This is a genomic window from Peribacillus sp. RS7, assembly GCF_041956845.1.
Classification (GTDB): Bacteria; Bacillota; Bacilli; order Bacillales; family DSM-1321; genus Peribacillus.
Genome location: NZ_CP168135.1, coordinates 4447790 through 4460805 on the forward strand (window position 1 = coordinate 4447790; position 13016 = coordinate 4460805).

Here is a 13016-nt window from a genome sequence, read left to right on the forward strand (position 1 = left end):
AAGTTTAATTACCTTCGACCTTCGAGCATGGAAGAAGCGGTCCACTATTTATCGGAATACGGAGAAGATGCGAAAGTTTTATCCGGTGGTCAAAGTTTGATCCCATTATTGAATATGAGACTTTCAACACCTAAATACCTTATTGATATAGGTAGGGCTGAAGGGTTGAGCTATATAAAGGAAGATGGTGAATCACTGGTTATCGGAGCTTTGACGAAACACACGGAAATAGAAAAATCTGAATTGGTTAAGGGAAAGTGTCCATTGCTATCGGAAGCGATCCGGTGGGTAGGCCATGAACAAATTCGCAATAGGGGAACGGTTGGTGGCAGTATTGCCCATGGGGATCCATCTGCGGAGCTACCATGCGTTTTAACCGCTTTAAGAGGTGAAATTGTCATTGCCGATGTAAATGGCGAAGAAATAGTGAGCCCTGAAGAATTCTTCCTTACCTATATGCTAACATCCTTGCAGCCGGATCAATTGGTTAAAGAGATTCGGTTCCCGAGCATAAAACCGACTAGTGGATCGGCATTTGTTGAAGTGGCCAGAAGGCATGGGGATTTTGGTTTGGTTGAGGTGGCTGCAGTAGTGGATTTATGTGAAGATGGCAGATTTTCTGATGTTAAATTAGCTATTGGTGGAGTGAACTCCGTTCCCACACTTTTAGAGGATGTGGAGAGTCTTTTAGTTGGAAAGGAACCTACTGAGGAAATTTTTAACGAAGCGGGTGATTTAACCATGGAGTTGGTCGAACCTGAATCGGATCTCCATGGTACTGCCGAATATAGAAGGGAACTATCTGGTACGATGGTCATCCGGGCCTTAAAGCAAGCGACCGTTCGTGCACAAGGGGGCAGGGTGATGTGATGGAGGGAATTAAGATACACCTAAAAGTTAACGGACAAGATATTTCGAGGGAAGTAGATCCTAGATTGCTATTATCGGATTTTATCAGGGAGAACCTGTTACTTACTGGAACACATATTGGCTGTGAACACGGAGTTTGCGGTGCTTGTACAATCCAGGTTAATGGTGATCCAGTCCGCTCATGTTTAATGCTTGCAGTCCAAGCGGATGGATGTGAAGTCAAGACTGTGGAGTCACTGATCCAAGAGAATGGGGAACTTAGTCACTTACAGCAAGCTTTTTCTGACAATCATGCCCTGCAGTGCGGATTTTGTACACCAGGTTTTTTGATGACGCTTTCAAGTTTCCTGGAAGAAAATTCAAATCCGAGTGAAGAAGAAATAAGAAAATGCATATCAGGAAATTTATGTCGATGCACAGGCTACTCCAACATTATTAAAGCTGTCAAGCAGGCTGCCCAGACGGTGTCCAATTAAGGAGGGATGAGGCATGACGAAATACGTTGGCCAAAGTATTAAACGGAAGGAAGACTATCGTTTGGTTACAGGTACAGGGCAATTCGTGGGAGATATCCGAATGGCAAATATGGTTGAAGCAGTCTTTGTCCGCAGCACGCATGCACATGCCACCATCAAAGGGATTGATATCAGCGAAGCTCAGGCATTGGAAGGTGTACATGCAATCCTCACCGGAAAGGATATAGATGGAAAAATAAAGCCTCTTGTCCAATTTGAATCCCATTGTGCTTTGCCTCCCAATCTAGTGGAAGCGATCAATCCTACTATCCATTTTTGTTATGAAGATGTCCTGGCCAAGAATAAGGTGATGTATGTAGGGCAACCAATTGCAGTCGTAGTTGCAGAAAACCGTTATGTGGCTGAAGATGCAGCAGATTTAATAAAAGTGAAATATGAAACATTACCAGTGGTTGTTGATCCATTCAAATCATTGGAAAAAGGCGCACCATTGATTCAAGAACACTTACAGAGTAACATCCAGTCAAATTTTCATGTTACGACAGGAAATGCCGTACAGTCGCTTAAGGATGCAAATCATATTCTAAAGGCAAGAATCAAAACGCCTAGAGTTTCTTCCAACCCGCTCGAAACGAGGGGGGTCGTTTCAACCTATGAAAACCGAACCGATCAATTACATGTTTATTCTTCTACCCAGCTCCCTTTTGAGATTAGAACTTATATAGCTAGATCATTGGATTTGGTTGAACAGCAAATCAGGGTGACAGCACCCGACGTAGGTGGAGGCTTCGGACCAAAGGGTGGGGTTCACCCAGAAGAAATTATGGTTCCATATTTATCCAAGTTAATGAATAGACCTGTAAAATGGATTGAAGACCGCCTTGAACATATGACAAGTGCCCGCCATTCAAGGGATCAAATCCATGATGTTGAGGTTGCTTATAATCGGGATGGCACTATTTTAGGAATTAAAGATCATTTCATTATAGATAGTGGCGCTGTTAATTATTTTGGTTTAACATGCGCCTACAATAGTGCCTACCATCTAAGGGGGGCATATAAGATTCCAAACTATGATTCTACTTGCCAGATTGTCTTAACGAACAAAACACCGAATGTTCCATTCAGGGGAGCGGGGAGACCAGAGGTCGTTTTCGTAATGGATCGAATTATCGATATGGTCGCTAGAAAGTTGAAAATGGATCCGGTGGAAGTTATGCGAAAGAACATGATTCAAGCGGAGGATATGCCTTATGACCAAGGGATTTTGGTTAAAGATGGAGCACAGCTGATTTATGATAGCGGGGATTATCCTGCAGCACTGGATCAAGGGTTGAAAATGGTTGATTACGAAGGCTTTAGAGAGCAGCAAAAAAAGTGGAAAAAGCAAGGAAAGCTTGTCGGTGTCGGCATTTCAACTTATGTAGAAGGAACCGGTGCTGGTCCATTCGAAAGCGCCTATGTCACGATTGATGGTTCCGGTCAAGTTGTGGCATATCTTGGAGCATCCCCACAAGGGCAGGGACACGAAACGGTATTCTCCCAAATCTGTGCGGATGAATTAATGCTTAGCCCCAATGAAATTACTATAAGGGTCGGGGATACAGCAAACTTAGCCTTTGGTGCCGGGACGTACGCAAGCAGGAGTGCAGTAAATGCTGGATCTGCCATTCAAATTGCTTCAGCAAAATTAAGGGAAAAAGTATTGGTTGTCGCAGCTGCCATGCTTGAAGTGAACTCCTCTGATTTACAAATGGAGAATGGTAAAGCATTTGTTAAGACCCAACCTGAAAAATGTGTGACCTATAAGGAAATTGCGGAAGCGGCACGTCCAGGAAACAGATGCAAGGTGCCAGCAGGAATGGAACCAGGCCTGCAAGTCACACATTACTTCGTTCCGCCGACTGTTACTTTTTCATCGTCCGTCCACATTGCCATGGTGGAAGTGGATAAGAAAACAGGTTTTGTCGAGTTGAAGGGCTATAGTGTGGTCCATGACGCAGGAAAGGTCATCAATCCAATGATCGTGGATGGTCAGGTTCAGGGTGGCATAGCCCAGGGAATTGGTGCGGCCCTATATGAAGAAATCGTTTACGATGAGAAAGGTCAACTGTTGACTGGATCTTATATGGATTATTTATTGCCGACATCCATGGAGATCCCGACTGTAGAAAAGTCCCATCAAGAATTCCTCTCCACCAGAAATCCACTTGGTATCAAGGGAGTAGGTGAAGGTGGAGCCATTTCGCCGCCTGCAGCGATAGCGAATGCTGTCGTTGATGCGCTCGATCCATTAGAAATCATGATCAATCAATTGCCCATTAGCCCTAGTAAACTCCGTAATTGGATTAAGGAAGCGGAAAGGAAACAGTATAAAATCGAAGTAGGTTAAAAGGATTCATTTTAGCGATTCAGGATTCATTGTTGATGGATATTACCCTATGCCATGACAGAATGACAGACGAGCATGAAAATGGAAGGTGTAAATAGGGGATTACACTCGTTACGAACATTTCATGAATAGGGGCTGATTTTCTTGAATAAATTAAATCCACAACTGCAAGTTCCATCGGGGAAAATGACGAACACTCGTTGGTTCTTTACGGCTTTTCCTTTGCTTATTCTTTTCACTGTTTCCATGATGGATAAGGCAAATATAAATATTTTACTGGCCAACAAGCCTTTTCTAACTGATTTGGGCATTGATGGAAACTTAGTGAAAGGAACACTTAGCAGCATATTTTTAGTGACTTATGCTTTTGGTCAATTAGCATGGGGTTTCATCGTTGATAGGATTGGTGCACTACGCAGCGGTCTCATTGGGATCACTCTATGGGCATTTGCGATGGTTTTAGGTGGAATGGCCGATTCCATTAGTGCAATCTTATGGTCCAGGGCCATATTGGGAATCGGAGAAGGTGTCCTGTATCCAATGGCACTGAAATTGACCTCAAGCTGGTTCCCGCAGAATGAACAAGCAAAAGCACAAACAACATGGTATAACGGGAATGCGATAGGGCCAGTTATCGGGCTTCCGCTAATAGCCATCATAGCGTCTACATACGGATGGAGGGAAAGTTACTTTATACTTGCAGCATTATCGGTCGTATGCTTGATTATATTTGTGATCATGACAAGAGATAATCCGGCTAAGCATTATGCAGTTAATTCAATGGAATTAAACTATATTCAAAGTAATCAAAAAGAGGGGAAAACTCCTGCCGCAAATAAAGGGAATGTAAAAGCGGTTCTTACGAGTCCGATGTTCTGGATCTTAACGATTGTTTATTCTTGCATTTCCATTGCCTACTATGGAATTTCCACCTTTTTACCAAGCTATTTAACGGAAGAAAAAGGGATAGCTTTTGTAAATTCCGCTGTAATAAATGCCGGGGGTTTTGCATTAGCGATTGTTGTACAAATGGTTGCTGGCTTTCTCTCTGATCGATTCATGAAAAGGGCTGTTTTTGTATGCGGGGCATGCGGGCTTATCATCGTTTTCATGCTTTTCTCCCTTTTCACTACTGACAGCACAGTTGCGGCCGTATTGAGCATTTTACTGATAGGTCTTTTGTTTATGCCAGCTGCCCTTACCATGACCATACTTCACCGTGTCGCATCACCGGAGGTAATGGGGAGCATCAGTGGGGTTTTCGGCTGTGTATCTTATTTAATTGCAGCTCTAGGACCTATGGTTGTCGGATTATTCAGTCAAATGAGCGGTTCATATAATGGCGGGTTTATTGCCCTTTTATGTTTTGTTGCCCTCTCCCTAATCTTAAGTGTTTTCTTAGTCAGAAAAGGATATTAGGTGATCTGATTTAAATTACTGAAAATGAATAATGGGGGAGAGACAAATGGGCATTTTCTATTTGTCTCCCTTTTTTTGCTTCCAAATATGTGAATATCAGATTTCAAGAAGGGGGTTAAGTATGTCAAGGTTACAAGAACTAAAGGATGTATTGGAAAATATAAATTCAGCATGGGAGCGGCACGAAAAAGCAGCTATGGTCATGCAGATAGGTGTAAAAGGTTCTGCATACAGACTTCCAGGTGCAAAAATGATGATGGCATCGGACGGCAAGATGTTTGGCACGATAAGTGGCGGATGTTTGGAAAACGATTTATATGGCTGGGCGGAAAAAGCTATGGAAACCAACACTTTCCTCACACACCAATATGACTTAAGCGAGAATGAAATTTGGGGATTGGGAATCGGATGCAAAGGTAAATTGGATATATTTATCCTTCCTATTGAGCCAGATGACGAATTCTGGATCATGACCAATCAAATTGTCCAGAAAGGTCAAAAATTCACATTGATATTGGATGTCTCCACCGGTAAAGGGTTAATCATCGATAAATATGGTAACCTCATTGGAAATCATGAGAATGTGCCTTCTGAAGTCATTGAAAAAGCAAGAATGGTGATGGATACACAAACTCGTGCGGAAATGGTGAACCTGGAGGGAAACCGGTTTTTAATTGATGCTATAAAGCCTAGTGAGCATTTGATAATCGCTGGGGCTGGCAGAGATGCTGTACCAGTTGTTGATTTGGCGGCAAAAGCTGGGTTTTCCGTAACGGTATTGGATTCACGTAAAGATTTCAATAATGATCGTCTGTTTCCTTTGGGTTCGAATTTGCAAAAATGCCCAGAGGAAATAAATCCTTTTGAATTCACTGGATCATGGTGGGTAGTCATGAATCATGTCCAGTCTTTAGATGAGAAAACCTTACAAGTGGCTTTAAAAAGTGACCCACGATATATTGGTGTGCTTGGCCCAATCTCCCGTACAACGGAAATGCTCAATACCATTGGAGAAGACTTCAACAGCGGTCCAATTCACTCACCAATTGGTTTGGACCTCGGTGCTGAAACGATGGAAGAAGTTGCACTAAGTATTGTGTCAGAACTTATGGCTGTAAGGAATGGAAGAATTCCTGCACCCTTGCATGGTAAAGTGAAGATTCATGCCTAAAATAGGCGCAATCATACTTGCGGCAGGCATGTCCATTCGAATGGGAGAACCTAAACTGTTACTTCCTTTACGGGGCCAACCTCTTTTTCGTCATGTCATTCATCCTATCCTTGGCAGTTCCATGCAGCCCATCTTCTTGGTTGCCGGTAAATATATAGAAGAAATGCGTCAACATTGTGCTGATTTTCCAGAATTGAAGATTATTCATAATCCGAAGTATGCAGATGGAATGTCCACCTCCTTAAAACTTGGAGTTCAATCCATCAAAGAACATGTGGATGCAGTCATGATCTTCCTTGCGGATCAGCCGCTCATTTCCCCTGACATCATACAAGCTTTAATTCAAAAATATACAGCATGTAAAGATGAAGGAATACGGATCGTACAACCGAAATATAAAGGAGACTTAGGACATCCGATACTAGTGGATGCAGTGATCCTCAATGAATTCCATTCAATAGAAGGTGATCAAGGTGGTAAAAAAATCCTCAGGAAATATGCCCGGGTGACTGAAACAGTTTCTTTTGATAATCCGATGTGGGGAGTTGACATTGACACGCCAGAAGACTTCCTGAAAGTGAAACTGCATTTGGATTCATAATGCAAACCAATGAATGACATGAGTAATACTGGACGAAATATCGCGCGGATGGCCGGAATAAGCGAGAGAAGGTTGGAATATCACGCGAATCGATCGTATACTGCCTGAGGGTCTTTAAATGTGGCATAAAATAAAAGGGTTCCTACAATTGCGGACTGAATATCGCAAATAGGCACCCTTTTATTAATGTTAATTTTATTCAGATATACGTTTTATGTAATCAAGGTAATAATCATGACTTTTTTGGATATGGATTGTATTGACCTTTATTGCTTTTTCTACATCTTTGTCACGAATTGCATGGATTAACTGTAAGTGCTCGTTGTTCCGATCCTCATACCAGCCTTTATCAACCATTGTAACATCTTCATTACGGGCCGACAAAAAGGAAATTCTTAAAGAAAGCCATAATGAATCAGTAGTCTTTTGGAGAAAGGTATTTCTCGAGTAGGAATATAATAAGCGGTGAAATTCAATGTTTGCACGACTAGCCGCTATTCGGTCATTACTATTTATTGCCCCTTGCAGTTTATCCGTTGCCCATTCCAATTTTTTTAATTCCTCTTCCGTAATTCCTTCACATGCTTTTTGTATCGAATAGTTTTCGAGCATTTTCCTGATTTCCAATTCTTGCTGCAAAAGTCCAATATCCACATTGGATATGACCATACCTATACCAGGTTTCACCTGAAGCAAATTTTCCTGTTCTAATTTCCTCAAAGCTTCACGAACCGGTGTACGGCTACAATTGAATTGTTGGGCGATATCATCTTCCGTTAAACGATCTCCTGGTAAAAATACCCCTTCGATGATCGCATTTTTAATAACAAAAAATATAGCTTCCCTTAAGGGCTTAGAAGAATAATGTTCTATTTGTTCTGTAATATATTGATAGTGTTTGGTTTCCATGGTGCTCCTTTCTAAAATCCAATTATATACAAGTATATTTATTTTATCTTAAAAAACGATTGAAGTCATTTCAATGCTTCAGACTTTTGATTATTTATACATTTCAATGGTTCGAGTCCGTTTCTGTTTCGGCATAACTAATGATTTAGCATTTATTTCAAATCCAAGAGGTGACTTATATAATCTAGGGAATTGCCCGATAATATAGTGGAAAACAAGGGAGTCATAGAATAAGTGGAAGCAAACTTACAGTAAACATCGGTTTGATATAGTCACTTTGCCGTGATGAATGATGTATTCTATCCTGCTAGAAGTGCAATGAAGTTGCTCGTTTACCTAAACATGCTATGATGGAAATAGAAGTGTTTGCTATTATTTATTTTCTAAAGTAACGAGAACGTCAGATTGATTTTTTTTCAAATGTACAACAGAGGATACAGGAGGAGTTTTTATAATGAATTTAGCACAATTTCCTAGAAAGCGATATACACCAACATATACATCAGTTGAGAGATTAGATCATTTTTCTGAAGTTCTTGGGGGCCCATCCATATATGTTAAACGAGATGATATGCTTGGTCTGACGGCTGGGGGAAATAAAACAAGAAAACTGGAATTCCTTGTTGCCGATGCATTGGAACAAGGCGCGGATACGTTGATTACATGTGGAGGCATTCAATCGAATCATTGCCGCTTGACACTAGCTGCTGCCGTTAAAGAGAAAATGAAATGCATCCTAGTGTTGGAAGAGGGGCTTTCAAAAAATTCAGAGCCGGATTTTAACGGTAACTATTTTCTCTATCATTTATTGGGGGCTGACCAAATTATAGTTGTACCTAATGGAGCGGACTTAATGCAAGAAATGCAGAAAGTGGCTAAAGAGGTAACGGAGAAAGGACATAAACCTTACATCATTCCCGTTGGAGGATCCAATGTCATTGGTGCAACGGGATATGTTGCATGCGCTCAGGAGATTTTAGCACAGTCCTTTGAGCAAGGGATAGATTTGAAAGCCGTTATTTGTGTAAGCGGCAGTGGGGGAATGCATGCTGGTTTGGTGGCAGGATTTCATGGAAATCAAAGTGGAATTTCAGTAATTGGCATAAATGTAAGCAGAGGAAAAGCTGAACAAGAAGAGAAAGTTTTTCAGCTTGTTAGAGAAACTTTAACACATATCGGCATAGAAAATTCAATCCCTCGTGAGGCTGTTACGTGTTTGGATGAGTATGTCGGTCCTGGTTATGCTTTGCCTACCCCTGAAATGGTGGAAGCTGTCAAGCTTATGGCAAGAACAGAAGGGATTTTGCTGGATCCGGTATACACGGGTAAAGCGGCAGCGGGACTCATTGATTTAATCCAAAAAGGCACCTTTAAGCCGGAGGATAACATCCTTTTTGTACACTCTGGTGGTGCTTCATCGTTATACGCCAATACTTCTCTCTTTAATTAAATGTCATTGAATAATAAATACTAATCTTAAAGTGGAAAAAGCTCGCTCATTTGCATAGCTCAATTAGCAAGACAACAGAAGCAGTGAGAGTATTCTAAACGGGATTCTTTCTATACTTAATATGCAGGCAAATTCCAATATGAGTCATTAATTCCTAGTTTATAACTCTTTATTTCAACTAAATTTGAATGGGGAGAACATATGTTTTATAATGTTCTTTGAGTAAGTAATTATCTATCGGAATAGGGAGGGATTATATGTATATTACAATTTCAGATTTTATTAAAGAATGGAATAAAGAAGCTATACTGACTCAAAAGGTTTTGGATAGCTTGACAGATGATTCATTAGAACAACAAGTTTATCCTGAAGGTCGTACTTTGGGAAGAATTGCGTGGCATTTCACAACAAGCATTCCAGATTATCTAGCTCATTTCGGTTTAAAGATTGATCGGATAGAAAGTGCAGAAAACGTCCCATCTTCAGCCCAGGAAATAGCTATTACTTTTAAAAATGTAAGTTCTCATGCAGCCAAAATTATTGAACATCAATGGACAGACGAATCCTTAGAACAAATACAAGAAGCTTTTGGAAGACAGGAAACAAATGCGTCCATCCTTATGGGGCTAATCAAGCATATTGTTCATCATCGGGGACAAGTTACGGTTCTGATGCGTCAAGCAGGAATAAAACCTTCTGGGGTTTATGGGCCGCCAAAAGAAGATTGGATTCATTTAGGTGTGGAAAATCCACGACTATAATTATGCTATCTTATAAAGCTTAAGTAATGATCTTCAACAAAAAGGTTCTATTGTTTAATATTTAAATCCCCATTCCTCATTCATAGACTGAGAAATTGGGATTTTTAATCGTGGAATACCCTTAAAACTTCGGAGCTGTCTTAAAGAGCTTTTCCTTTTATGAAACAGAAGGGGGGAGCTAAGTGCTTTTGCAGAGAACAAAGCTATTAAGCTGTACGTAAAAATGGGGCTTTAACATAAGAACAGTTACTATGAGTTTGCTGTTTTGAATGAAAAGCACTTTAACTTCACTTTGAAAAATACTTACGGCTGAAATAGGGAAAAAGGAGATTACTTACTATATTTACATAATAAAAAATGGATGGTGCGGAACAAATCGTAAGTCTTGAAATAAAACTAAACAAATCGAACAGTTATTCGTCAACTATGCTATACTTGTAAAAGTGGGTGAAAATTTTGTATATTTTGAAAATTAGTTACAATTTTTCTCCTAAATATGGCTTTTTTTTTATGGATCAGGAGTTCTTTTATTGATTAAATATGTAAAATATCTTTAAGTCGAGATATGGTCGTAAAAATAGATTTTGGGAGGAAAAGCCTTATGAAAGAAACAGCTATAGTATATTGTGAAAATAATTTTGGGACAATGGATGGAAAGACAGCTAATGGACTAGTTAGAAGCTCTAGGAAATTTGAGATTGTTGGTGTGATTGATAGTACAAAGGCTGGAATGGATGCGGGCGATTACCTTATTGGGGAGAAAAATGGAATACCTATATTCAAGGACCTTAACCAGGCACTCGAAAATATACAGAATGTTCCTGATCAATTCATATATGGAATAGCTCCTTCAGAGGCATTCCTTAAAAAGGATGAGAGAAATCTCCTTCTCAAAGCTATGGAACATGGGATGAATATCGTTAACCCTCTTCATGAGTTTTTTACAGATGACCCAGAGTTCATTAAGCACGCAGAACAATTCAATATCACGATCCATGACGTAAGAAAACCTGCACGAAAAAAGGATATGCATCTCTTTTCAGGACGGATTTTAAACATTGATACACCCATTGTAGCCGTTCTTGGTACGGATAGTGCAATAGGCAAGCGTACAACGTCGGTTCTGCTCGAAGATGCCTTACTAAAAAGGGGCTTTAATGTCGCTTTTATTGCGACGGGACAAACGGGACTGATACAGGGGGCGAAATACGGTGTGGCGATTGATGCAATCCCGTCCCAATTCATGACAGGTGAAATTGAAAACCAAATCATGAAGGCATATGAAAATGATAATCCGGATATTATTATAGTCGAAGGCCAAGGGGCGTTAAGCCACCCAGCATATATAAGTTCGTGTGGAATAATAAGAGGATCAAGACCCGGAGCGGTCATCATTCAGCACGCACCCAAACGGGAACATTTAGGTGACTTTAGCTATATGGAAATGCCGACGGTAAAAAGCGAGATCGATCTTATTGAAAACTTTTCAAAGGCAAAAGTGATTGCGGTGACCATCAACCATGAAAACATGTCCGATGATGAGCTGGCTAAAACAATTTCCGAATATGAAGAGGATATTAAACTTCCAACGACTGATGTACTAAAATTTGGCTGCGACAAACTGATTGCAAGTATTTTTGATGCCTTCCCCAACTTGAATGGTAAACAGGAAAAAGCATTGATTAAATGACACATTCTTTTACACCAAGGATCGAAATCAACCTTGCAAAAATTGCCCATAATGCAGCAGAGCTTGTTAAAATATATGGCACAAAAAATATTGAGATTATGGGCGTTACAAAAACGGTTTGCGGAGCTCCGGAAATAGCAAGGATCTTATTGGATCAAGGGATTCATATGCTCGCAGATTCGAAGGTTGCCAATCTCCAAAAAATGCGTGATGCAGGAATCAAGGCAAACTTTGTATTATTAAAATCTCCTTCTTTAAGTGAAGTGGATTCCGTTATAAAAAATGCAGATATTAGCTTGAATACCGAGTTTTCCGTTATTGAAAAATTATCAGAAGCTGCTTTAAGGCATAACAAGGAGCAGAAGATTATTCTTATGATCGAAATGGGAGATTTAAGAGAAGGAATCATGCCTGAAGATCTAGATTCTTTTATTTCAGAGGTCTTGAAACTCCAAGGTGTCAAAATAGTGGGCATAGGAGTTAACTTTGCCTGCTTTGGAGGAGTAAAACCAAACGAGCAGAAAATGGGCATGTTATCTTTACTGGCCAGCGCAGTTGAAACGAAATTCTCTCTTCCTCTTTCCTATATATCGGGAGGGAACTCTGCCAATTATAATTGGTTCATGGCAGTTGATTCAGTAGGGAAGGTTAACAATTTACGGTTGGGCGAATCCATTTATTTGGGTCGTGAAACCTTAGATAGACTGGCCATCCCGGATTTATATACTGATGCGTTCACTTTCGTGACTGAAGTTATTGAATCGAAAAGAAAACCATCCGTACCCTATGGGGAAATAGGTCAGAATGCTTTTGGAGTCTTTCCTAAATTTCAAGATCGTGGCCAAATGAGTAGAGTTATTCTTGGAGTGGGTAATCAGGATGTTCTGGTGGGAGGGTTAATTCCGACAACGGATATCGAGATCCTTGGTTCGAGTAGTGATCACACCGTGCTTGATCCAAAAAAGTGTAATCTGATAGTAGGAGACGAAGTCACTTTTAACCTTAACTATGGTGCGCTTCTTTCCATTATGACTTCTCCTTATGTTTATAAAAAATACAGCAACGCCATTTAAGCAAGTCATCATTCCACGTAATAAACTCCATTTCTTCTCCATTCATTCGTTAAAAATGAAAGGCGAAAAAGCTATCCTTTAATGAGCCAATTATACAATGAATCAAAATTTATCAAGAAAAACATGAAAAAATATCCCATCTTGAGAAAAACTTCACATGTAAAGTGCATTATATTTGAAATTCAAAGGGTGGGATGTGTGTAC

11 protein-coding genes are annotated in these 13016 nt (G+C 40.2%); 10 read left to right on the forward strand and 1 reads right to left on the reverse strand.

All coding sequences use genetic code 11. From position 1 onward, the window contains the following. Positions 1–27 precede the first annotated feature (27 nt). From ACDZ29_RS22225 to ACDZ29_RS22250, 6 genes are all read left to right on the forward strand, one after another. Positions 28–870, forward strand: coding sequence for an FAD binding domain-containing protein (locus ACDZ29_RS22225; protein WP_375088675.1), 843 nt, complete (start codon positions 28–30; stop codon positions 868–870). Beyond that, positions 870–1346 carry a (2Fe-2S)-binding protein gene (locus tag ACDZ29_RS22230; protein ID WP_289327303.1) on the forward strand — a complete coding sequence of 159 codons (477 nt, stop codon included), beginning with the start codon at positions 870–872 and terminating at the stop codon, positions 1344–1346. The genes ACDZ29_RS22225 and ACDZ29_RS22230 overlap by 1 nt, the downstream gene beginning before the upstream one ends. Before the next feature lie 13 nt (positions 1347–1359). Further along, positions 1360–3738: a xanthine dehydrogenase family protein molybdopterin-binding subunit gene (locus ACDZ29_RS22235; RefSeq protein ID WP_375088676.1), complete on the forward strand. Its 2379-nt coding sequence runs from the start codon at positions 1360–1362 to the stop codon at positions 3736–3738. A 144-nt stretch (positions 3739–3882) separates the two neighbouring features. Then, positions 3883–5157, forward strand: a complete 1275-nt coding sequence (locus ACDZ29_RS22240) for an MFS transporter (protein WP_375088677.1) — start codon at positions 3883–3885, stop codon at positions 5155–5157. Positions 5158–5278: 121 nt separating this feature from the next. Further along, positions 5279–6328 (forward strand): XdhC family protein, encoded by a 1050-nt coding sequence (locus tag ACDZ29_RS22245; protein ID WP_375088678.1) that lies wholly within the window; start codon positions 5279–5281, stop codon positions 6326–6328. After that, a complete protein-coding gene (locus tag ACDZ29_RS22250; protein WP_289324904.1) occupies positions 6321–6929 on the forward strand; it encodes a nucleotidyltransferase family protein in 609 nt (202 codons plus the stop codon). Before ACDZ29_RS22245 ends, ACDZ29_RS22250 begins: the two co-directional genes overlap by 8 nt. Before the next feature lie 195 nt (positions 6930–7124). On the opposite strand, the gene ACDZ29_RS22255 is transcribed toward ACDZ29_RS22250, so the two are convergent. Further along, positions 7125–7838: a GntR family transcriptional regulator gene (locus ACDZ29_RS22255; protein WP_289316575.1), complete on the reverse strand. Its 714-nt coding sequence runs from the start codon at positions 7836–7838 to the stop codon at positions 7125–7127. Between the two features lie 454 nt (positions 7839–8292). On the opposite strand from ACDZ29_RS22255, the gene ACDZ29_RS22260 reads away from it, so the two are divergent. The 4 genes from ACDZ29_RS22260 to ACDZ29_RS22275 all read left to right on the forward strand — a co-directional run bounded on the left by ACDZ29_RS22260 (position 8293) and on the right by ACDZ29_RS22275 (position 12812). After that, positions 8293–9288, forward strand: coding sequence for a D-cysteine desulfhydrase (locus ACDZ29_RS22260; protein WP_375088679.1), 996 nt, complete (start codon positions 8293–8295; stop codon positions 9286–9288). A gap of 257 nt (positions 9289–9545) precedes the next feature. Beyond that, on the forward strand, positions 9546–10049 hold the full coding sequence (locus ACDZ29_RS22265; RefSeq protein ID WP_375088680.1) for a DinB family protein: 504 nt from the start codon (positions 9546–9548) through the stop codon (positions 10047–10049). Between the two features lie 601 nt (positions 10050–10650). Further along, positions 10651–11739, forward strand: a complete 1089-nt coding sequence (locus ACDZ29_RS22270; protein ID WP_289324907.1) for a DUF1611 domain-containing protein — start codon at positions 10651–10653, stop codon at positions 11737–11739. After that, on the forward strand, positions 11736–12812 hold the full coding sequence (locus ACDZ29_RS22275) for an alanine/ornithine racemase family PLP-dependent enzyme (protein ID WP_375088681.1): 1077 nt from the start codon (positions 11736–11738) through the stop codon (positions 12810–12812). Before ACDZ29_RS22270 ends, ACDZ29_RS22275 begins: the two co-directional genes overlap by 4 nt. The last annotated feature ends 204 nt before the right edge of the window (positions 12813–13016 follow it).

Coding starts and splice junctions, on each gene's coding strand:
- ACDZ29_RS22255 (WP_289316575.1), bottom strand. CDS start 7,838: ATGGAAACCAAACACTATCAATATATTACAGAACAAATAGAACATTAT.
- ACDZ29_RS22245 (WP_375088678.1), top strand. CDS start 5,279: ATGTCAAGGTTACAAGAACTAAAGGATGTATTGGAAAATATAAATTCA.
- ACDZ29_RS22230 (WP_289327303.1), top strand. CDS start 870: ATGGAGGGAATTAAGATACACCTAAAAGTTAACGGACAAGATATTTCG.
- ACDZ29_RS22270 (WP_289324907.1), top strand. CDS start 10,651: ATGAAAGAAACAGCTATAGTATATTGTGAAAATAATTTTGGGACAATG.
- ACDZ29_RS22250 (WP_289324904.1), top strand. CDS start 6,321: ATGCCTAAAATAGGCGCAATCATACTTGCGGCAGGCATGTCCATTCGA.
- ACDZ29_RS22260 (WP_375088679.1), top strand. CDS start 8,293: ATGAATTTAGCACAATTTCCTAGAAAGCGATATACACCAACATATACA.
- ACDZ29_RS22225 (WP_375088675.1), top strand. CDS start 28: ATGGAAGAAGCGGTCCACTATTTATCGGAATACGGAGAAGATGCGAAA.
- ACDZ29_RS22235 (WP_375088676.1), top strand. CDS start 1,360: ATGACGAAATACGTTGGCCAAAGTATTAAACGGAAGGAAGACTATCGT.
- ACDZ29_RS22265 (WP_375088680.1), top strand. CDS start 9,546: ATGTATATTACAATTTCAGATTTTATTAAAGAATGGAATAAAGAAGCT.
- ACDZ29_RS22275 (WP_375088681.1), top strand. CDS start 11,736: ATGACACATTCTTTTACACCAAGGATCGAAATCAACCTTGCAAAAATT.